We start from the raw sequence: 20,113 nt of genomic DNA, 5'->3' as shown, positions 1-20,113 counted from the left end.
TTCTTAAAAGCAACCTAATGTTATAATCATTAAACAAAATTGTATAACAGCTTATGGTCGCTATAGCGTGATATTTGTGTACAACAATATAAAAAGTGATATGTCAGAACTTCAACATAAAATATTTCCGGTAACCGGTATGAGTTGCGCTTCCTGTGCCGTGAGTGTAGAATCTATGTTGCAGTCGGTAGAAGGCGTCCAGGAAGCCGGTGTAAACTACGCTAACATGACTGCTAATGTAGTTTATGATGAACATCGCGTTACTACCGAAGCCTTGCAAAAAGCCGTTCAGTCTATTGGATACGACCTGATTATTGATGAAGATAACAGCGCCGAAAAGCAGGAGCAGATACAATCTGAGCACTACCGGCAGGCAAAATTATATACCATCGCATCGGCTATACTGACACTGCCTGTATTTATTATAGGCATGTTTCTGATGGATATGCCTTACGGGACGTGGATATCGATGCTGTTAACCTTGCCGGTTTTGACCTGGTTTGGTCGTATGTTCTTTGTAAATGCCTGGAAACAGGCTGCACACGGCCGGGCCAATATGGATACCCTGGTGGCCTTGAGCACAGGTATTGCTTTTTTGTTCAGCGTGTTCAATACGGTTTATCCCGGATACTGGTTATCCCGGAACCTGGAGCCGCATGTATATTATGAATCGGTAGCTGTTATTATCACGTTTATATCGCTTGGCCGGCTGCTGGAAGAACGGGCCCGGTTCAACACATCTGCAGCTATTAAAAAGCTGATGGGGCTACAACCGAAAACGGTGCTGGTGCTGCGCAACAACGAGGAGCAAGCTATACCGGTAACCCGGGTTGCGGTGGGCGATACCGTGATTGTGCGTCCCGGCGATAAAATACCGGTGGATGGGGAAGTGATCAGCGGAAGCTCTTATGTAGACGAAAGTATGATTACCGGCGAACCTGTTGCCGTGGCGAAGCAGGAAAAAAGCAAGGTAATGGCGGGAACCATCAACCAGAACGGCAGCTTCCGCATGCAGGCGCAGCAGGTAGGGGCCGATACCTTCCTGTCGCATATCATCAGGCAGGTGCAGGAAGCGCAGGCAAGTAAGGCGCCCGTGCAGAAATTGGTGGACAAAATCGCAGGCATATTTGTTCCGGTAGTAATAGGTATCGCCATCGTTACGTTTGTGGTTTGGATGCTTGTCGGGGGGGGAAATGCGTTTACACATGCGCTGTTAACTTCGGTAACAGTGCTGGTGATCGCCTGTCCGTGTGCGCTGGGACTGGCAACGCCTACAGCCATTATGGTTGGCGTTGGTATCGGGGCAGAGCACAATATCCTGATAAAGGATGCCGAAAGCCTGGAAATAGCCCGCAAAGTAGACGTGCTGGTGCTCGATAAAACCGGAACCATTACCGAGGGAAAACCCGCCATTCAGCATATAACCTGGAATGTGCCGGAAGCGGAACAGGAAGAATTTAAACGCATATTATATAGCCTGGAAGCACATTCAACGCATCCGCTGGCCGAAGCGGTATGCCGGACGTTAGACACAGACCAACCGTTGGTTACGTTTAATACCTATGAAAATATTACCGCAAGGGGAGTAAAAGCTACCTTTAACGGGGATACGTATACGGCCGGAAACCTGGAGCTGATGCATGAACAGGCGGTGAAGATCAATGCTGAAACGGCCGGAGAGGCATCAGCCTGGCAGAATAAGGCCAATAGTCTGGTGTATTTCGCCCGTAACCGGCAGCTTATCGCGATACTGATAATTGCCGATAAAATAAAAGATACATCGCGTAAAGCGATAGCGCAGTTACAGCAGGAAGGGATCAGGGTAGTAATGCTAACCGGCGATAATGAGCAAACGGCAAGAGCCGTAGCTGCCGAAGTTGGTATCAGTGAATTCGAGGCGGGACTGCTGCCATCGGCAAAAGCGGAATGGATTAAGCGCCAGCAGGAAGCCGGCAACACAGTGGCTATGGCCGGCGACGGTATAAACGATTCAACAGCTTTGGCCCTTGCCGACATCAGCATTGCCATGGGTAAAGGCTCTGACATAGCTATGGATGTTGCCAAAATAACCCTGCTTACATCCGATCTGCAGGCTATACCCAAAGCATTTAAGCTGTCGCAAAAAACAGTTGCAACTATCCGGCAGAATTTATTCTGGGCATTTATTTATAACCTTATCGGGATACCGCTGGCGGCCGGGGTGCTGTATGCCTGGAATGGTTTTTTGTTAAACCCCATGATTGCCGGAGCTGCAATGGCCTTAAGCTCGGTTTCGGTAGTTACCAATAGTCTGCTGCTGAGAACAGTTAAGCTATCATCATAAAGTTAAATCCATAAAAATGAAAGATACCACATTCAAAACCAATATCAAATGCGATGCCTGTGTGGCTAAAGTAACACCTTACCTGGATGAAGTAGCCGGTAAAGGCAGTTGGCAGGTTGATTTAAAAGACCCCGAAAGAAAGCTGCATGTTCCTGCAGAAGTAGCTGTTGAAGCTGTTCAGCAGGCGCTTCAACAGGCAGGATACACAGCAGAACCGGTATAAAATAAAAGGCCGCCTGTAACAACGGGCGGCCCTTTATATACCATAAGTAGTATCTTGATTAGTAACTACTTAGCTTTGTTTTTTATTGCAGTAACTTCGTTGCGTACTTCTTGCGAAAGCGATTTGATCTCTTGTAATGCTTTACGAATACGTGTTCCTGCAGCAGCATTTCCCTGCTCATAAAATTTCTTAGCATCAGCTTCGGCTGATGAAATCAGTGATTTGATTTGATTGAATTTTTCCATTTTAGTTAGTATTTAAGCCCAAATATAGTACTCTGGGCTATAGATACAAGGCTTTTGGAGAAAATAAGTGCAATAAGTTTTTAACATTCCAGAAATAATGTTGAAGATTTTCGCAAACAAAAATAAATGTCCCGCATTTCGCTGTCGAAAAATCGTCTGTTTATCTGCATTTTAGACAATGCTCTTATAGCGTTTCCAACTGGTAATGCCCTGTTTTTGTACTGCATCACACAACGTAACTTGTTCGCTTAGCTTTTTTCCTGTCTAATTTTAATAGTGGTGTTGTCGATAGCTTATTCAGACAAACTGGTTAGCCTTTGCACTGGCCTTTTGAATTTGGCTTAATAGTATAATATGTTGACAAACACCTGTTGCCATGCCCTGGTTAAAAAGTTAAATTTGCCAAAATTAAAATGTCAATGTCAGAAGAAACCGAACACGTAAGTTGCCTGATTATAGGCTCAGGGCCGGCAGGCTATACTGCGGCTATTTATGCGGCTCGTGCCGATTTGAAGCCGGTGCTTTATACCGGTATTGTGCCGGGCGGACAGCTCACACAAACTACCGATGTTGAGAATTTTCCCGGTTATCCCGAAGGCGTGATGGGCCCCGAAATGATGGAGGATTTCCGGAAGCAGGCCGAACGTTTCGGAACCGATATTCGCTTTGGTTATGTTACTTCGGTCGATTTTTCATCATTGCCCCACAAAGTAGTGATCGACGAGCATAAAACGGTAACTGCCGATACTGTCATTATAGCAACCGGTGCTTCGGCCAAATGGCTGGGATTGGAAAGCGAGCAGAAGTACAACGGATTTGGTGTATCGGCCTGTGCCGTTTGCGATGGCTTTTTCTTTAAGGGGCAGGATGTGGCCATTGTTGGCGCCGGAGATACCGCTGCAGAAGAAGCTACCTACCTGGCCAAATTGTGTAATAAGGTGCACATGCTGGTTCGCCGGGACGAGTTCAGGGCATCCAAAGCCATGCAGAACCGGGTATTACATACACCGAACATTGAAATACATTATAATACCGAAACCCGCGAGATAGTAGGCGATGGGCAGAATGTAACCGGCGTAAAGGTGGCGAATAACCAAACGCAGGCCGAAACGGTTATTCCGGTTACCGGCTTTTTTGTAGCCATTGGCCACAAGCCCAATACCGATATTTTTAAAGGCTGGCTGGATATGGATGAAACCGGTTACCTGATAACCAAGCCAGACAGTACACAAACCAATATAGAAGGTGTTTTTGCCTGCGGCGATGCCCAGGACAAATTATGGCGTCAGGCTATTACGGCAGCAGGAACCGGCTGCATGGCCGCTCTTGAGGCCGAGCGCTACCTGGCCGCCAAAGAAGATGTTTTAGCGGAATCCCGGATAGTTGAGGTTAATAAGTAAAATTCAAAAATAAAAAGACTCCATATATAGTAACTTACATAAACCTTATCTGTTTTTCTGTGTTGTTGCAATTGATTAAGCGATTACTTTTAACTTAATAAATCATGGGAAAAGGAGACATCAAAACCAAAAGAGGGAAGATCAGGAACGGTTCATTCGGTAAAAAACGACCGCATAAGATTGCTAAAAAAAATGCCGGAGAACCGGTTGCTGACGAAAAGAAAAATTAAAGAGTATTCCAAAGTAAAAAGCCCTATTGTCATTTCTTATAATTCATTATGAGAGATGGCAATGGGAACTTTTAGGAGATGCCATTTTGCATTAGGTACTTCGATATTTTAAGCCCCACTATTCTTAAAACCATATCAGTGAGATCATGTTAAGCTACTTTAATCCCTAAGAGGAATGACATACTATATTCCCTTTTCAGGGTTATAACGATGGTATCACCGCTATAAATCGCAGCTCCAAAATCATAAATCATAAACCGGCCGGGCTTGCTCTAAAAATCTGTACCTTTGCAGCCGTAAAAATGATGAGCAGTACACATCCCGAAATAGAAAAAAGAAAAACATTTGCCATTATCAGTCACCCGGATGCCGGCAAAACAACCTTAACCGAGAAATTTTTACTCTTTGGCGGTGCAATAAATACCGCGGGAGCTGTAAAACGTAATAAGGCCAACCAAAGCAATACTTCCGATTTCATGGAGATCGAACGGCAGCGGGGCATTTCCGTAGCCACTTCCGTCATGGGGTTTGAATACCAGGGTAAACGTATAAATATCCTGGATACGCCGGGACACAAAGATTTTGCTGAAGATACCTATCGTACACTTTCGGCGGTAGACAGTGTTATCCTGGTTGTTGATAGTGTAAAAGGAGTGGAGGAGCAGACTCTCCGGCTGATGGAAGTTTGCCGGATGCGCAATACCCCGGTTATTATTTTCATCAACAAAATGGATCGCGAAGGTAAAGATGCTTTCGACCTGCTGGATGAGCTGGAAAACTCATTGCACATCAGTGTTTGCCCGCTTTCATGGCCTATCGGGCAGGGACATACCTTTAAAGGCATTTACAACATTTATCAAAACCAGCTTAATCTCTTTGAAGCAAACAAAAGTAAGGTTACTGCACCGTTAATTCAGGCAAAAAACCTGGATGATGATGTGTTAAAGTCTCATTTGCAACCGGCAGAGGTAGATAAGCTTAAGTACGAGCTGGAAATGGTGGAAGGGATATATGGCCGGTTGGATAAAGAAATGTATCTGGAAGGATTGCTGTGCCCCGTGTTTTTTGGCAGTGCGATCAACAATTTCGGCATCCGCGAGCTGCTGGATACATTCATATCCATAGCGCCCGGCCCGGCAAGCCGCCAGACAGAACAGCGGGAAGTTAAAGCGACAGATCCCGCCTTTACCGGTTTTGTTTTTAAGATACATGCTAACCTTGACCCCAACCATCGCGACCGGATTGCCTTCCTGCGGATATGCTCCGGTAAGTTTGAGCGCAATAAGTTTTATTACCATACCCGTTTAGGTAAAAAGCTGAAATTTGCCAATCCGATGGATTTTATGGCCAATGAGAAAAGCCTGGTAGAAGAAGCCTGGCCCGGTGATGTGATTGGTTTATATGACAGTGGTAATTTTAAAATTGGCGATACGCTTACAGAAGGAGAGAACCTGCAATTCAAGGGCATACCAAGCTTCTCGCCGGAAATATTTAAAGAAGTGGAGAACCGTGATCCACTAAAAACCAAGCAATTAGAAAAAGGCTTACAGCAGCTAACCGAAGAAGGTGTTGCACAATTATTTGTTCAGCAACCCGGTAACCGGAAAATTGTGGGTACGGTGGGGAACCTGCAATTTGAAGTGATCAGCTTCAGGCTGGAACATGAATACGGCGCCAAATGCGCATTCAGAACATTATCATTTTCACGTTCGAAATGGATCAGCTCCAAAGATAAAAATGCACTCCAGGATATTATCAAACGGCGGGCATCTCACATTGCACACGATAAAGACGGAAACCCGGTTTACCTGGGCGACAGCGACTGGGCGATCAATTTAGCTAAACAGGACTTTCCGGAAATAGAATTTCATGCCACTTCCGATTTTATGGGTTAATCTGATTGAGCGAAGCTCCGGCTACGTTTAAGCCTCCGGCTTTACCAAATGATTTAAATTAAAATGAATTGATAATCCGCAAGCTGACAAGTCAATAGGGTTTTACCTCGTTATCCGATCATCACCCCCGGTTTATTGATAACCGGAACGCGGATAAGGTTAGAATCAATAATACTCTCCGGCAGGAAGATAAATTTCTTATCGTAAATTATTCCGTTAATGTAGTAGCTGAGCCAATATTCATTAGTTAAGCCGAATATCTGCTCATCAATAGCTTCGATCTGGGCATAGCCTTTAGCCTCAATATCGCCCATAGAATGCCGGAGAATGGAAGTTTTAACATCTTCGCCATCTTTCAAACCATAACCCTTTGAGCTTACCAACACGGTTTCAATCCGTTCATTCTTCAGGTTGATAAGATAAACGTTCCATTGCTTGCCTTCCGGCGATTCGCTTTCAAGCACCACGGCAATAGCTACATCTTCTACATTATTTTCGGGCAAATCCTTGATCAAAGCAATGTTTTTTGAATATGTTTAATGATGAGTATCTATAGATTGCTTCCTCCAAAATACTACCGAATTACAATTACGGCAAATAGAGATAGGCGTCACTGCGAGCAAAGCGAAGCAGTCTTAATATTAAGTTAACTATAAACTGACCCCTAAACCCATCTTTATATCTCTGGTTTCAGATGTAAAGCGTATTACCGGTTTTCATCCCGAACCCCGAATTACTCGGGGGAGTTTCGCTCCGCTCAACTTTTTACTTTATACTTAATACGTGATTGTCTATCTTTTCTTTGCAGTAGCCTTTTTCTTGTTCTCAAATGCATCAGGAACCTGTGCGGTAATAATTTTCTTAACCTCATCCAGGCTGATATTGGCCAGTTCCTCGGCTGTATATTTTTGTTTGGTAGCCGGGTTATTACCCAGTTTGAGCATTTGCTTTCCAAAACGGATGAACGGCCCCCAGCGACCATTTTCTATGGCTATTTTTTCAGCTTCCCATTGCCTGATGTACCGGTTTGCTTCTTTATCGAGCTTTTTACTGATCAGTTCGGCAATATCATTCGCACTCAGATTATCGAAATTATAGCTTTTAGGCACGTTGATGTACAGATCCTTCCACTTAATGTATGGGCCAAACCGGCCTGTTCCCTTGGTAACCGGTAAGCCTTCGTACTGGGAAACGGGGGCATCAGCCGTAATTTTCTCATCAATAATGGCAATGGCCCGATCCATATTAATGGATAACGGATCTTCATTTTTGGGAACGGAGATAAAAGTATCACCCCATTTTACATACGGGCCAAAACGGCCAACACCAACAGATACCTCCTTACCTTTGTAATCTTCCAGTTGGAAAGGTAATTTGAATAATTGCAGCGCATCGTCCAGGGTAACGGTGTCAACAGATTGGGTTTTTAGTAAGCTGGCATAACGGGGCTTATCGGCATCATCATTTTCACCGATCTGTACCAACGGGCCAAACTTTCCAACCTTGGTGTACACATTTTTACCGCTTGCCGGATCAACACCCAACAGCCGTTCTCCGGTAGCCCGCTCGGCAGTTTGAAGCGTAGTTTCAACCTCGCTGTGGAACGGGTTATAGAACGAATGCAGCATCTTGGTCCAATCCTTCAGACCCTGTGCAATCTCATCAAATTCCTTTTCTACCGAAGCCGTAAAGTTATAGTCAACAATTCCCTTGAAATGGTCTACCAGGAAATCATTGACAACACCGCCAATATCGGTAGGGAACAGTTTTGCCTTTTCGGCGCCGGTAATTTCTGTTTTTTGCCGGTTTGAAATATGCTTGTCTTTCAGGGTAAGTACTGTAAACGAACGTTGCTTACCTTCCCGGTCTTCTTTAACCACATAGCCGCGGTTTTGTATGGTTGAAATGGTAGGAGCGTAGGTTGATGGCCTGCCAATGCCCAGCTCTTCGAGCTTTTTTACCAGGCTGGCTTCCGTATATCGTGCCGGTGGACGCGTATAACGTTCAGTAGCAATGATTTCCTGTGAAAATAACTCCTGTCCCTGAACAAGAGGAGGTAAAATGGCATTGTCCGCGTTATCGTCGGCCAGTGTGTCCTGGTCTTCATCGGTCGATTCGATATAAACTTTCAGGAAACCGTCGAATTTCATCACTTCGCCGGTTGCTGTAAATTCTTCAGAGCGGGTGGAAACCGATATGCGGGCAACCGTTTTTTCAAACAGCGCTTCGCTCATTTGCGATGCAATGGCACGTTTCCAGATAAGCTCATACAGACGCTTTTCAGAATTGTCGCCATTGATGGTATGCTGCTCAAAGTAGGTAGGACGTATAGCCTCGTGTGCCTCCTGCGCACCGGCTGTTTTGGTGCGGAATTGTCGCCGGTGGTGATATTTTTCGCCGTAAGCGGATCTTATTTCGGCAGCGGCAGCATTTAAAGCGGTATCGGATAAATTGACCGAGTCGGTACGCATATAGGTTATTTTCCCGGATTCATACAGCTTTTGAGCAATGCTCATGGTTCTTGAAACCGAATAGCCCAGCTTTCTGCTGGCTTCCTGTTGCAGCGTAGAAGTGGTAAACGGCGGCGCCGGACTGCGTTTTGCCGGTTTGGTTTCCAGGTTACTGATGTGGAAATTTGCCGGAATACAATCTTCCAGGAATTTCTTTGCCTCCGCCTCGGTATCAAACCGTTGCGGTAGTTCGGCACGCACCAGCTCTTTTTGTTTTCCGGTAGTAAAGATCGCGGTGATTTTGAATGTGGCCACAGCCTTGAACCGGTTTATTTCGCGTTCACGCTCCACGATCAGGCGAACAGCGACCGACTGTACGCGTCCTGCCGAAAGCGCCGGTTTTACCTTTTTCCATAATACCGGCGATAGCTCAAAACCCACTAAACGGTCTAAAACGCGGCGTGCCTGCTGTGCATTAACCAGGTTATAATCAATACTGCGTGGCGATTCTATCGCCCGGAGAATAGCCGGCTTGGTAATCTCGTGAAAAACAATGCGCTTGGTTCGGTCTTTCTGGAGATTCAGCGTTTCGTACAGATGCCAGGATATGGCTTCCCCCTCGCGGTCCTCATCAGATGCAAGCCATACGGTTTCTGCATCTTTAGCCAGCTTTTTAAGCTCCGAAACTACAGCTTTTTTATCTGCCGGAACTTCGTATTTCTGAGCGAATCCGTTATTAACATCGATTGCGTCGTCTGTTTTTACCAGGTCACGGATATGCCCATAACTGGATTTTACCAGGAAATCTTTGCCCAGGTAACCTTCTATGGTTTTTGCTTTCGCAGGAGATTCAACTATAAGGAGATTTTTTGCCATTCAAAAAGCGATTTTTTGCAAATAAAAACAAATAAAACAGGTAATGCCAAATCGGATGACAAATTTGGGCATCTTTAATTAAAATAAAAGATAAGCTTAGCCGGTTTTAAAAAGATTTGATTTGCAGGATATAACTGTATCCGCGGGTTATCTGGCCGGTGCTGATGTTTTTATCAACAGCCTTTACTTCACGTCTGATCAGACCAACGTTTTTGGCGTAGGTAGCCACCGCGTAATCCTCGCGTACAAGATTGTTTTCATCAATTTCCTTGACATCAACAGTTTGGTCGAAACTGATACCGTTAATGGTCTGACTGCTTCCGCTGGCAGTAATAATGTACTCCTGGGCGCCGATATTATTATAGGTATTGCCATTCCAAACCCTGCTAAGCTGTGGCGGAAATACCAACCGTACAAACCGTTGGTTATCAATAAATTCTTCGGCCCGGACATCAATCAGCTTTCGCGAAATGGTTTTCTGGAACGTCCATGCTTCCGTACCGTCCTTACGCTTGTAGCGCTCAATCCGTACTTCCTGGTATCCGTTTTCTGAAATATCCTGGGCTACAGAATCCCGCAGCTCAAAGGTATAGGTAGTAACCGTATTGTTAAAATCGTTATAAACGGTAGAATCGACAGCGTAAACGGTGTTGCTGCCAACCGTTAATGGAAAGTAATCCTTCTCCAGGTCGAGCGGAGCCAGGTTTTTAGATTTACTGCATCCCAGCACGGTGAGAGCTGTGATCAGCATAACTGCGGCAATCCGGAGATATGATTGGCTATGTTTCATTTGCAGCATCTAATATAATTCTTTTTTAGCAGGCTCATGACTTCACCATATACTTTTCAAAAAAATCTTTGCAGGTGAGTACTTCCAGTTCAGAAAAGTAAAAATCGCCGGTATTTTCAGTAATGATGCAATGGCATTTATTTTCCTTGGCTGCGTAATATTCCAAACCGTCCTCGAAATCATGTATGGATTTATTTTGAAGCGTGTAGCCTACGCCCGGAGCGGAGTTGGGTGCAATGTTCAGATAATTGCACAGCAGGTCTATTTTCTGTTTGGCAAGCACGGCCTTATGCTTTTTTTCGGCAAAGTAAAAGGCGATAGCCAGGCAAATCGGCGAAGTATAAACTTCGTAAGCAGGGCTTGATGCAAGGCTTACAATACGTGACGAGAAAGTGAATAAGGGATATTCTTTGTTAAGTACAGATACAAGAACGTTGGCATCCAGGAAAATCCTCATGCGATAAGGTAGTGAACTAAACTATTATTTTTTAGATTCAAAAAACTCATGTTTGAGAGACTTTTCATTGTTTTTAGGTGCCCGTTTATATTCTACCTCACCTTCGGCAACCTGGTATACCCAATCTGAAATAGGGTACTCTTCAAGGTTTGCATATTCTTTAGTGGTAACCTTGGTAAGCAGAAACTCAATTAGCCTTGACAGGCTGATGTTGTTATCGGCAGCGTATTTTTTCGCTTTGCGGACAACCTCTTCATCAAAACTTAGGGTTACTTTGGTATCCATACGTGTTTAACTTTACACAAATATAATACTTTACGTATGGAATAAAAAATATATACGTAATTTTTATTAAATTTATTTAGTGTTGATAATCAATAAAATACTATGTAGTCTGTCTTCTGCTTTGTGCCTTCAGTCGAAATTTCTTGTAGCGTTTTTACGGCGTTACAAACGCCGGATAGTTATGCACTCGTTTTGCAAACGAGCGCAAGCAAATTGTCCATTATCAATTATCAATTATCATCTGTCCATTATCAATTATCAATTATCATCTGTCCATTGTCCATTCTCCACTATCAACTGTCCATTGTCAATAAATTTCCCCTTTAGCCGATGCCAGCGTATTTTTAAGCAAGCCAACAATGGTCATCAAGCCTACGCCGCCGGGAACAGGGGTGATGTACGATGCCTTGGGAGCTACATGCTCAAAGTCCACATCGCCGTACAGCTTATAGCCCGATTTGGTTTGCGTGGAAGTTTCGCGGTTAATGCCCACATCAATAATAATGGCGCCGGGTTTTACCATATCGGCTGTAATAAAGTTCTTTTTGCCGATGGCGGCAATCACAATATCAGCTTGCAGAACCTGTTCTTTCAGATCCCTGGTTTTACTGTGGGTCAGGGTAACCGTACAGTTGCCTGGGTTAGCGTTCCGGGCCATCAGGATGCTCATGGGTGTGCCCACAATATTGCTGCGACCAACCACTACGCAATGTTTGCCGGTAGTATCAATATGATACGCTTGTAACATCAGCAAAATGCCGTAAGGCGTAGCGGGAATGAAACAAGGCAGGTTACGCACCATACGGCCCAGGTTAATCGGGTGGAAGCCATCCACATCTTTACGGTAATCAATGGTTTCGGTTACCTTTTCAGGGTCGATGTGTTTGGGCAAGGGTAATTGTACAATCAGCCCGTCAACGCCGGTATCGGCATTAATTTCGCGGATTTTGTTCAGCAGCTCCGCTTCGGTTACGGTATTATCATATCGCACCAGCGAAGATTGAAAGCCAACCTTCTCGCAGTTTTTCATCTTGCTGGCCACATAGGTTTCGCTGCCTCCATCGTTGCCTACCAAAATGGCTGTTAAATGCGGCTTACGACCGGTGCTGGCCAAAAATTGCGCCGCTTCTTCGGCTATTTCTAATTTGATTTTCTCTGAAACAAGTTTTCCGTCTAATAATTCCATAGAATGAGATATGAGATATGAGACGTTAGATATGAGACAAGGGCATTAGCTTCTAAAATCTCACATCTAAAATCTCACATCTGTTTTTAATCTAACTTTAACACCGCCATGAACGCCGATTGCGGGATCTCTACGTTCCCAACCTGGCGCATGCGTTTTTTACCTTTTTTCTGTTTTTCCAATAATTTACGCTTACGCGAAATATCACCGCCGTAACATTTGGCTGTCACATCCTTGCGGAGAGCTTTTACCGTTTCGCGGGCGATAATTTTGGCTCCGATAGATGCCTGGATGATAATTTCAAACTGCTGACGGGGCAACAGCTCTTTGAGCTTCTCGCAAATCTTCTTACCAAACTCATAGGAGTTGCTGCGGTGTATCAGCGATGACAGGGCATCTACGGGTTCGCTGTTCAGGCGGATATCCAGCCGTACCAGATCCGATTGCCGGTAACCGATCTGGTGATAATCAAACGAGGCGTAACCTTTTGAAATGGTTTTAAGCCGGTCGTAAAAATCGAACACGATTTCGCCCATAGGCATCTCGAAAACCAGCTCCACACGGTCAGACGTCAGGTACGACTGGTTAACAATAACACCCCGTTTTTGAATACACAACGACATCACCGGGCCAACAAATTCGGATTTTGTAATAATGTTAGCTTTGATATAAGGCTCTTCCACGTAATCCAGCTTGCTGGGGTCAGGCAAATCGGATGGGTTGTTGACCTGTATTTCATCGCCTTTGGTGGTAAATGCCTTGTACGATACGTTCGGAACGGTGGTAATTACCGTCATGTCGAACTCCCGTTCCAGCCGCTCCTGGATAATTTCCATGTGCAGCATACCCAAAAATCCGCAACGGAAACCAAATCCTAACGCCGCCGAACTTTCGGGCTCAAAAACAATAGACGCATCGTTAAGCTGCAATTTGTGCATGCTTTCGCGGAGCTCCTCGTAATCTTCGGTATCAACCGGGTAAATACCGGCAAACACCATCGGTTTTACTTCCTCAAAGCCTTGTATGGCGTCTTTAGCAGGTCGTTCAACCTGCGTAATGGTATCGCCAACCTTCACTTCACGGGCCTCTTTAATGCCCGAAATGATATATCCCACATCCCCGGTTTTGATCACGTCGCGGGGTTGCATGTTCAGTTTGAGTACGCCAACCTCATCAGCAAGGTACTGTTTGCCGGTGTTGATGAATTTAACCTTATCGTTTTTACGGATTTCGCCGTTAACAACCTTGAAATAGGCAATAATACCCCTGAAAGAATTGAAAACCGAGTCAAAGATCAGCGCCTGTAATTCCCCCTTGGGATTACCAACAGGAGCGGGGATGCGTTCGATAATGGCCCGCAGGATGCTGTCAACACCCATGCCGGTTTTGCCGGAGGCAGGAATAATTTCCTCACGTTTGCAGCCGATCAGGTCAATGATCTGGTCTTTTACCTCTTCGGGCATGGCACCCGGGAGATCCATTTTATTCAGAATGGGGATAATTTCCAGGTCGTGCTCAAGCGCCAGGTACAGGTTGGAAATGGTTTGCGCCTGTATGCCTTGCGAGGCATCCACAATCAATAATGCGCCTTCGCAGGCAGCGATAGAGCGTGACACTTCGTAAGAGAAATCCACGTGCCCCGGTGTGTCGATCAGGTTCAGCACATAATCCTCCCCGTCAAGCGTGTAATTCATCTGGATGGCGTGACTTTTAATGGTAATTCCACGCTCACGTTCCAAATCCATATCATCAAGCAGCTGCGCCTGCGCCTCACGTTGTGTAATGGTGTTGGTATATTCTAATAAACGGTCGGCTAAAGTGCTCTTTCCGTGGTCTATATGTGCAATTATGCAAAAATTCCGAATGTGCTTCATCTTTGCGCAAAGATAAATTTTTAGCGCTAATTTCATCCGATGTTTTTACCGGAAGAAATAACCGCCCCTGTAACGGAGATATTATCCCGTAAAGGGCTGATATCTACAAAGCTGACCGGCATACAACGGGTAGCCGGCGGCGATATTAACCAGAGTTACGGTTTGCAATATGGCGATGCCGGTTTCTTCCTGAAACTGAATGATGCGTATCGTTACCCGGATATGCTCGCCAGCGAAGCGAAAGGGCTGATGCTCATACGGTCTGCAGAAGCTATCCGTATTCCGGAAGTGCTATATGTGGATACATTAGGGGCTTCGCAGGTTTTATTATTGGAATGGATTGAACGTGGACCGGTAACAAAGAAATCGTCTGAACTACTGGGCCGGCAACTGGCCGGGATGCACCGGTGTACCCACACTCATTTTGGCCTGGACTTCGATAATTATATGGGTTCGCTGAAGCAGGCAAATACGCCTGCTTTGAATTGGAGCGATTTCTTTATTCACCAGCGCCTGGAACCGCAGGTGAAGCTGGCTCTTGACAAGCATTTACTGGATGCCGCGATGTACAGGAAGTTTGAAGAATTGTACAAGCGACTGGATAATCTATACCCTAAAGAGCCGCCGGCATTAGTGCATGGCGATCTATGGAGCGGCAATTACCTGGTTAACCGTGCGGGTGTTCCGTTCCTGATTGACCCGGCGGTGGCTTATGGATACCGGGAGACGGATATTGCCATGACCTTGTTGTTCGGTGGTTTTGATACGGCGTTTTACCGGGCTTACCAGGAAACTTTCCCGCTTGAAAAGGGCTGGCAGGAGCGAAGCCAATTGTGGAATTTATATCCTTTACTGGTACATGTAAATTTATTTGGCAGGGGATATCTCAGCCAGTTAAGCGCTTGCCTGAATACATGGCTGTAACGGTCGTGCAAAGTAAATTAAGAGATAGATTTTGTTCTGCGATAGCAAAAATTAAATGCTGTTTATTAACACCAATAACCGCTTAAACTGTTAATAATGAAGTTAATACCATCTATTATGAAAAAGCTGATTTATAGTATCGGAATGTTTTTTGTGCTGAGTGCGGGATGTAGCAGCACGCAACTGGTATCTTCGTGGAAAGCGCCCGACGGTACCTTGCAACGTTATAACAAAATCCTGGTTATAGCCCTGATGGGAGCAAAAGATCGCGACATCCGCGAAAGCGTGGAAAATGCAATGGTAACCAACCTGAAGTCGCATGGAATAAATGCAGGTTCGGCTTACGCCGAGTACGGCCCTAAGGCTTTTGAAGCGGCGGATGAGCAGGCAGCGCTCAATCGTATCAGGCGTAATGGGTACGATGGCGCTTTCACTATCGCCCTGCTGGATAAAGAAAAGGAAAAGCGTTATACACCCGGCTCGGTAAGTTATGTGCCATATACGTATTATAACCGCTTCTGGGGTTATTATCATACGGTTTATACCCGCCTGTACAATCCGGGTTATTATTCGGTAACTACCAATTATATGCTTGAGGCTAATTTTTATAACCTGTCGGCGGATAAGCTTGAATACTCTGCACAAACCAAATCGTTTGATCCGTCAAGTGCACAGACACTGGCATCGGAGGTAAGTAATACGCTGATCGATGACATGATTAAGAAGAAAATCGTTCGGGAGTAATGTGTGCGATTGAATGAGCAATGAATGATAAGATGCTAAAACACATCATCCCGGGCCAGGTCCTGTTAGGCGGATAGATGAACCTGTGCTCCGGGATGATTATTGGAGTGTTAAAACAATTATTCGTTAGGCTCCTGGCTGGCTTCGATATTGGCGCTATTCTCGGCAATTTGTGTCAGCAGGGCATCGGCTTCTTTTTCTTCGGCCAGCGTTTGCTTTAACACATCGGCGGCGTCACTGTAGCCCAATGTCTGAGCCAGCGTGATCAATCCACCGTAAGTAGCAATCTCGTAATGTTCGGCTTTCTGGCCGGCGAAAATAAGACCCACATCACGTTGTGCGGTATTTTCTTCCGTTTCGTCAATAATGTCTTCACCTTCATCGATAATGCCGGCCATTGCCGGGCACTTTTGGGCTTTTGCTTTTTCGCCGACCAGGTTAAATACATCTTCCAACCTGGTAACATGGTTGCGGGTTTGCTCTAAATGATCGCTAAAGGCATTGCTAAGCTCGCTGGAAGTAGCGGCTTCCTGGAGCTTGCCCAGGGCTTTAACCAGTTTTTTCTCGGCCCAGTAAATATCGGCCAGTTGGTCGGTAAAGAATTCTTTCAGTTTTGAATCGGTTGCAGCGGGTGCATTCATTGTTTGTGTTTCCATAGCAGAGTTATTTTTAATGTTGTGATTTAATGTGAGAGCTGAACGAACAACTCTTACATTAAAACAAGTAATTCAGCAGGCCGGTTTGTACAATAACTACCTGTTTAGACGTGGTAAATACTTAAAATGCAGGTCAAGCCATTCTGTTTGTTTACATTTTCCGGCACTCGTTAGCACATTGCTTACACAAGTTAGCGCATTCGCGGCAATGGTCGTTATCGTGTCTTGAGCATTCTTCGGCACAAGCTTCGCAGATATCGGCACAGATACGGCAAATCTCAGGGGCTTTGTCGCTTCCCAGGCTCATAAGCTGCGCTGCGGCATAACATATCGCGGCACATTGCATGTCCAGGTCAATACAACGGGCCATCATATTTACGTCTTGTTCTTGAGTGCAGGATGATGCACAATGATTACATACTGCGGCACATGCCAAACAGGCCTCAATACAGGATTTGTTTTCGTGGTAACCCATAAAGTTATAGTTTAAGCGTATAAAAAATAAAACGTGACAAGCTTACGGTGGAGTTAGAATAGATCATAGCTTAAACATATCCCGCAGGTTTTTGTTAACCGCAAAACCCGGATGCGTTAAATTCAGGTAGTTCTCGCGGGAGGGTACGTATTTTTACGTGTAATGGGAATAATCACCTGAAATGCCGCTTACTGGCAAACATTTTACCTGCAAAAGTTATCTCTATTGTTAAGTGAAACGTTAAAAGTTGAATGCAGCGAAATTCAGCCATTTCTATCAAGTTAATAAAGAAATGTACTCTGTAGTAATAAAAGTACCTCCTCCTCCCTATGCACATTGCCAACACGCCCTCCGCCAGTTGGCGGAGGACAGGCACAGTTCGATACTAATTTTACAAAAGTTAGGCAGGTTAGGGCGCTTGCATGTCCCCCCGCCAGTTGGCGGGGAGCAGGGGAGGATTTACTCTTGATCTGGCGCCTATGCGATCGTTAATACCAGTTAATCCAGGCTTAACTAATTATAGCATTATCTTATGAGCACATTAAAAAATATCAGGAAGATCATCATATTCCGGGCATTACAGTTAGGCGATATGCTGTGCGCTATCCCGGCAGTACGGGTACTCAGAAGCGCTTTTCCCAAAGCTGAGATCACCCTTGCCGGATTACCCTGGGCCAGATCATTAACCGAACGGTTCGCCGGTTATTTTGATAACTTCATACATTTTCCCGGTTATCCCGGGTTACCGGAACAGCCGGTGGATGCTGAGGCATTTACCCGGTTTCTGCAAGAAGTGCAGGCTAATAAATACGATCTGGCCTTGCAGATGCAGGGTAACGGTTCTATAGTCAATCCAATGGTAGAGTTATTTGGCGCCCGGTACACTGCCGGCTTTTTTACCGGTCAGCATTATTACCCGCAGAATGGTTTGTTTCTTCGTTACCCAGATACCGGATCTGAAATTGAGCGGCATCTCCGCCTGATGGCGCATTTGGGCATAGCTTCGTGTGATACAGCGTTGGAATTTCCGCTCACCGAGAACGATTACCAGGATTTTTACCGGTTAGATCTCCCGGTACAGCCTGGAAATTATGTATGTGTTCATCCCGGTTCGCGGGGAGCCTGGCGACAATGGCCGCCGGCTTATTTTGCCGCTTTAGCTGATTACTGTATCGGGCAGGGATTGCGTGTTGTAATTACCGGTACAGAAAGCGAGCTGCCTGTTGTGGCCGAAGTTCAACGACACATGCGGCATAAGCCGTTAATTGCCGCCGGCAAAACCAGCCTGGGCGCTGTGGCTGTGCTTATCAAAAATGCTTTTGCGCTGATTTCAAATTGCACGGGCGTATCGCATATAGCGGCTGCCCTGGAAACGCCGAGTATCGTGATCAGTATGGATGGCGAGCCGGGCCGCTGGGCTCCGCTTAACGGCAAATTGCACCGGGTTACCGATTGGACCGTAACGCCTGATTTTGAGCTGGTTTTGAACGATTTAAAGATTTTATTGTTGCCGGCGGCCGGGCGTAAAGCCGGATGAAATATCAGCCTCCGAGCTTTTCAAACATGCTGAATAGGATAATAGCCAATACCAGCAGGCTGATAAAGGTATACAGGTAATCTTTTTCGAGCGTGAAGGCAAGTCCTGAAAAGAAAACCCGCAAGATAGGGGTGGCGATAAGGATAACAACTCCCAACTGGATAATACCCCGGCCATGATATTGTGAGGCGCTTTGTATAATGCCATCCAGTGAGCGCATGGGTTGTGCAGCGCCTTTGAAGATATGGTATTCAGGCTTCCCGGCGCCATGCAAATACAGGTAGATAATTCCGCCGGCAATAGCAACCAGGCACGAAATAACTACGCCAAGACGCAGCAGTGTACCAATAAATTGTTGAATGTCTTTGTCTTTACGTCGCGATGGTGTGTGCATATACTTAAATTTTCCCGGTTAAACCATTATAGATCATTTCCAGCGCCAACAGGCTGATCACCGTGCAAAATACAATCCGTAAACTTTTGGTATGGGCTTTAACAAGCAGCTTTGAGCCCAGTACCGAACCTGCCAGCACCCCGGTTATCACAGGCAGGGCCAGTCCCGGCTCAATATAGCCGCGTTGCAGGTACACCACAGCGCTGGCTGCCGCTGTAACGCCGATCATAAAATTACTGGTAGTGGTTGAAACCTTAAACGGAACGTGCATCACCGTGTCCATCGCCAGCACTTTTAAGGCTCCGGAGCCGATGCCTAAAAGTCCGGATATGATTCCCGCAACGGTCATTAACAGGTAACCTCCGGGAACGTTTTTTAACGAGTAAGCTACGGTTTTACCTTCGTCAGGATACGTGCTGTTTAAGCGTAGCTTCCTGGCCAATGGACTACTTGTCGTTTCCAGGTGATCGGTTTTTTTCTGAACGGATGTGATTGCCGAAAAAATGAGCACCAGCCCGAATATGATGGCCACTACATGGGTTGGGGTATATGCCGCCAGGAAGGCGCCGGCAATAGCGCCTGTTGTAGTGGCAATTTCCAGGAACATGCCCAGTCGCATATTGGTAATTCCTTCTTTTACATAAGCTGCTGCCGAACCTGATGAGGTGGCTATAGACGCTACCAGCGATGCCCCGATGGCGTAGCGAATATCCACATGAAAGATCAGCGTAAGCAGCGGAATGATCACCACACCGCCGCCCAGACCGGTCAGCGAACCCAGAAAGCCTGCTACAACAGCACCGGCCAGTATCAGTAAGGTGAATGTAAGTATGGTCATTGCGGTAAAGGTAGCTATTTAATTACGAAGCCTTTCGGGTGGTATTAGGTAGCGGGTGTAAATTGTTTGATTGTTGCGGGTTTGAGTTACGTGTTACGGGCCTCATAACTCGTAACACGTTTTTGCTTCCCGGCTTTCAGACTATAAGCCATGAACCATCGGCTATAAGCCACTTACAACGTAAAACTTACAACGTAAAACTTTTATTCCCGCTTCCGGGCTTTTGGTCTTTCCCAACTTTCAGACTATAAGCCACTTAAAACGTACAACTTACAACGTATAACGTAAAACTTTTATTCCCGCTTCCGGGC

Annotated in this window: 20 protein-coding genes; 8 read left to right on the top strand and 12 right to left on the bottom strand. The window is 45.6% G+C overall.

Translation table 11 applies throughout. The features are described from left to right. Positions 1 to 100 precede the first annotated feature (100 nt). Both FW774_RS06500 and FW774_RS06495 read left to right on the top strand, forming a co-directional pair. Positions 101 to 2,323, top strand: a complete 2,223-nt coding sequence (locus FW774_RS06500; RefSeq protein WP_149347368.1) for a heavy metal translocating P-type ATPase — start codon at positions 101 to 103, stop codon at positions 2,321 to 2,323. Between the two features lie 16 nt (positions 2,324 to 2,339). After that, positions 2,340 to 2,546: a heavy-metal-associated domain-containing protein gene (locus tag FW774_RS06495; protein ID WP_149347367.1), complete on the top strand. Its 207-nt coding sequence runs from the start codon at positions 2,340 to 2,342 to the stop codon at positions 2,544 to 2,546. Positions 2,547 to 2,611: 65 nt separating this feature from the next. Here the strand turns inward: FW774_RS06495 and FW774_RS06490 are convergent, their stop codons facing one another. Next, positions 2,612 to 2,791, bottom strand: a complete 180-nt coding sequence (locus tag FW774_RS06490) for a histone H1 (RefSeq protein ID WP_149347366.1) — start codon at positions 2,789 to 2,791, stop codon at positions 2,612 to 2,614. A 419-nt stretch (positions 2,792 to 3,210) separates the two neighbouring features. Here FW774_RS06490 and trxB point away from each other — a divergent pair, with 419 nt between their 5' ends. From trxB to FW774_RS06475, 3 genes are all read left to right on the top strand, one after another. After that, a complete protein-coding gene (trxB, locus tag FW774_RS06485) occupies positions 3,211 to 4,191 on the top strand; it encodes a thioredoxin-disulfide reductase (RefSeq protein WP_149347365.1) in 981 nt (326 codons plus the stop codon). Positions 4,192 to 4,295: 104 nt separating this feature from the next. After that, positions 4,296 to 4,421: a 30S ribosomal protein THX gene (locus FW774_RS06480; RefSeq protein ID WP_149347364.1), complete on the top strand. Its 126-nt coding sequence runs from the start codon at positions 4,296 to 4,298 to the stop codon at positions 4,419 to 4,421. A gap of 305 nt (positions 4,422 to 4,726) precedes the next feature. Continuing rightward, positions 4,727 to 6,316 (top strand): peptide chain release factor 3, encoded by a 1,590-nt coding sequence (locus tag FW774_RS06475; protein ID WP_149347777.1) that lies wholly within the window; start codon positions 4,727 to 4,729, stop codon positions 6,314 to 6,316. A gap of 110 nt (positions 6,317 to 6,426) precedes the next feature. Here FW774_RS06475 and FW774_RS06470 read toward each other — a convergent pair whose 3' ends face one another. From FW774_RS06470 to lepA, 7 genes are all read right to left on the bottom strand, one after another. Continuing rightward, positions 6,427 to 6,831, bottom strand: a complete 405-nt coding sequence (locus FW774_RS06470) for a hypothetical protein (RefSeq protein WP_149347363.1) — start codon at positions 6,829 to 6,831, stop codon at positions 6,427 to 6,429. A 276-nt stretch (positions 6,832 to 7,107) separates the two neighbouring features. Then, on the bottom strand, positions 7,108 to 9,642 hold the full coding sequence (gene topA / locus FW774_RS06465; RefSeq protein WP_149347362.1) for a type I DNA topoisomerase: 2,535 nt from the start codon (positions 9,640 to 9,642) through the stop codon (positions 7,108 to 7,110). Positions 9,643 to 9,748: 106 nt separating this feature from the next. Next, positions 9,749 to 10,432, bottom strand: coding sequence for a hypothetical protein (locus FW774_RS06460; RefSeq protein ID WP_149347361.1), 684 nt, complete (start codon positions 10,430 to 10,432; stop codon positions 9,749 to 9,751). A 34-nt stretch (positions 10,433 to 10,466) separates the two neighbouring features. Next, positions 10,467 to 10,889 carry a type II toxin-antitoxin system VapC family toxin gene (locus FW774_RS06455; RefSeq protein WP_149347360.1) on the bottom strand — a complete coding sequence of 141 codons (423 nt, stop codon included), beginning with the start codon at positions 10,887 to 10,889 and terminating at the stop codon, positions 10,467 to 10,469. Positions 10,890 to 10,913: 24 nt separating this feature from the next. Continuing rightward, positions 10,914 to 11,174, bottom strand: a complete 261-nt coding sequence (locus tag FW774_RS06450) for a DUF6364 family protein (RefSeq protein WP_149347359.1) — start codon at positions 11,172 to 11,174, stop codon at positions 10,914 to 10,916. A 307-nt stretch (positions 11,175 to 11,481) separates the two neighbouring features. Beyond that, positions 11,482 to 12,360: a bifunctional 5,10-methylenetetrahydrofolate dehydrogenase/5,10-methenyltetrahydrofolate cyclohydrolase gene (locus tag FW774_RS06440; protein WP_149347357.1), complete on the bottom strand. Its 879-nt coding sequence runs from the start codon at positions 12,358 to 12,360 to the stop codon at positions 11,482 to 11,484. A gap of 86 nt (positions 12,361 to 12,446) precedes the next feature. Beyond that, a complete protein-coding gene (gene lepA, locus FW774_RS06435) occupies positions 12,447 to 14,234 on the bottom strand; it encodes a translation elongation factor 4 (protein ID WP_149347356.1) in 1,788 nt (595 codons plus the stop codon). A gap of 39 nt (positions 14,235 to 14,273) precedes the next feature. On the opposite strand from lepA, the gene FW774_RS06430 reads away from it, so the two are divergent. After that, the gene (locus tag FW774_RS06430; protein WP_149347355.1) at positions 14,274 to 15,158 is read left to right on the top strand and encodes a fructosamine kinase family protein; all 885 of its coding nucleotides are present in this window, start codon (positions 14,274 to 14,276) and stop codon (positions 15,156 to 15,158) included. Between the two features lie 117 nt (positions 15,159 to 15,275). Beyond that, positions 15,276 to 15,902 (top strand): hypothetical protein, encoded by a 627-nt coding sequence (locus FW774_RS06425; RefSeq protein WP_187774835.1) that lies wholly within the window; start codon positions 15,276 to 15,278, stop codon positions 15,900 to 15,902. 119 nt (positions 15,903 to 16,021) lie between these two features. Here FW774_RS06425 and FW774_RS06420 read toward each other — a convergent pair whose 3' ends face one another. Both FW774_RS06420 and FW774_RS06415 read right to left on the bottom strand, forming a co-directional pair. After that, positions 16,022 to 16,558 carry a ferritin-like domain-containing protein gene (locus tag FW774_RS06420; protein ID WP_149347353.1) on the bottom strand — a complete coding sequence of 179 codons (537 nt, stop codon included), beginning with the start codon at positions 16,556 to 16,558 and terminating at the stop codon, positions 16,022 to 16,024. A 151-nt stretch (positions 16,559 to 16,709) separates the two neighbouring features. Further along, on the bottom strand, positions 16,710 to 17,033 hold the full coding sequence (locus tag FW774_RS06415; protein WP_149347352.1) for a four-helix bundle copper-binding protein: 324 nt from the start codon (positions 17,031 to 17,033) through the stop codon (positions 16,710 to 16,712). Positions 17,034 to 17,565: 532 nt separating this feature from the next. Here FW774_RS06415 and FW774_RS06410 point away from each other — a divergent pair. Next, entirely contained in the window at positions 17,566 to 18,570 is a 1,005-nt protein-coding gene (locus FW774_RS06410; RefSeq protein ID WP_149347351.1) for a glycosyltransferase family 9 protein, read from the top strand. A 4-nt stretch (positions 18,571 to 18,574) separates the two neighbouring features. Here FW774_RS06410 and FW774_RS06405 read toward each other — a convergent pair whose 3' ends face one another. After that, complete coding sequence (locus FW774_RS06405) at positions 18,575 to 18,964, bottom strand: DUF1634 domain-containing protein (RefSeq protein WP_149347350.1); 390 nt, start codon at positions 18,962 to 18,964, stop codon at positions 18,575 to 18,577. Positions 18,965 to 18,968: 4 nt separating this feature from the next. Then, entirely contained in the window at positions 18,969 to 19,802 is an 834-nt protein-coding gene (locus tag FW774_RS06400) for a sulfite exporter TauE/SafE family protein (RefSeq protein ID WP_149347349.1), read from the bottom strand. Between the last annotated feature and the right edge of the window lie 311 nt (positions 19,803 to 20,113).

The sequence above is a fragment of the Pedobacter sp. BS3 genome (assembly GCF_008274585.1).
In the GTDB taxonomy this organism is placed as follows: Bacteria; Bacteroidota; Bacteroidia; order Sphingobacteriales; family Sphingobacteriaceae; genus Hufsiella_A.
The sequence above is the reverse complement of the archived record's forward strand: the minus strand, read 5'-3'. Positions and strand labels throughout refer to the sequence as shown.

Excerpts from the sequence above, each read along its gene's own strand:
- FW774_RS06460 (WP_149347361.1), bottom strand. The coding sequence starts at position 10,432 with ATGAAACATAGCCAATCATATCTCCGGATTGCCGCAGTTATGCTGATC.
- FW774_RS06430 (WP_149347355.1), top strand. The coding sequence starts at position 14,274 with ATGTTTTTACCGGAAGAAATAACCGCCCCTGTAACGGAGATATTATCC.
- FW774_RS06500 (WP_149347368.1), top strand. The coding sequence starts at position 101 with ATGTCAGAACTTCAACATAAAATATTTCCGGTAACCGGTATGAGTTGC.
- lepA (WP_149347356.1), bottom strand. The coding sequence starts at position 14,234 with ATGAAGCACATTCGGAATTTTTGCATAATTGCACATATAGACCACGGA.
- trxB (WP_149347365.1), top strand. The coding sequence starts at position 3,211 with ATGTCAGAAGAAACCGAACACGTAAGTTGCCTGATTATAGGCTCAGGG.
- FW774_RS06495 (WP_149347367.1), top strand. The coding sequence starts at position 2,340 with ATGAAAGATACCACATTCAAAACCAATATCAAATGCGATGCCTGTGTG.
- FW774_RS06475 (WP_149347777.1), top strand. The coding sequence starts at position 4,727 with ATGAGCAGTACACATCCCGAAATAGAAAAAAGAAAAACATTTGCCATT.
- FW774_RS06400 (WP_149347349.1), bottom strand. The coding sequence starts at position 19,802 with ATGACCATACTTACATTCACCTTACTGATACTGGCCGGTGCTGTTGTA.
- FW774_RS06490 (WP_149347366.1), bottom strand. The coding sequence starts at position 2,791 with ATGGAAAAATTCAATCAAATCAAATCACTGATTTCATCAGCCGAAGCT.
- topA (WP_149347362.1), bottom strand. The coding sequence starts at position 9,642 with ATGGCAAAAAATCTCCTTATAGTTGAATCTCCTGCGAAAGCAAAAACC.
- FW774_RS06405 (WP_149347350.1), bottom strand. The coding sequence starts at position 18,964 with ATGCACACACCATCGCGACGTAAAGACAAAGACATTCAACAATTTATT.
- FW774_RS06480 (WP_149347364.1), top strand. The coding sequence starts at position 4,296 with ATGGGAAAAGGAGACATCAAAACCAAAAGAGGGAAGATCAGGAACGGT.
- FW774_RS06425 (WP_187774835.1), top strand. The coding sequence starts at position 15,276 with ATGAAAAAGCTGATTTATAGTATCGGAATGTTTTTTGTGCTGAGTGCG.
- FW774_RS06410 (WP_149347351.1), top strand. The coding sequence starts at position 17,566 with ATGAGCACATTAAAAAATATCAGGAAGATCATCATATTCCGGGCATTA.
- FW774_RS06440 (WP_149347357.1), bottom strand. The coding sequence starts at position 12,360 with ATGGAATTATTAGACGGAAAACTTGTTTCAGAGAAAATCAAATTAGAA.
- FW774_RS06415 (WP_149347352.1), bottom strand. The coding sequence starts at position 17,033 with ATGGGTTACCACGAAAACAAATCCTGTATTGAGGCCTGTTTGGCATGT.
- FW774_RS06450 (WP_149347359.1), bottom strand. The coding sequence starts at position 11,174 with ATGGATACCAAAGTAACCCTAAGTTTTGATGAAGAGGTTGTCCGCAAA.
- FW774_RS06420 (WP_149347353.1), bottom strand. The coding sequence starts at position 16,558 with ATGGAAACACAAACAATGAATGCACCCGCTGCAACCGATTCAAAACTG.
- FW774_RS06455 (WP_149347360.1), bottom strand. The coding sequence starts at position 10,889 with ATGAGGATTTTCCTGGATGCCAACGTTCTTGTATCTGTACTTAACAAA.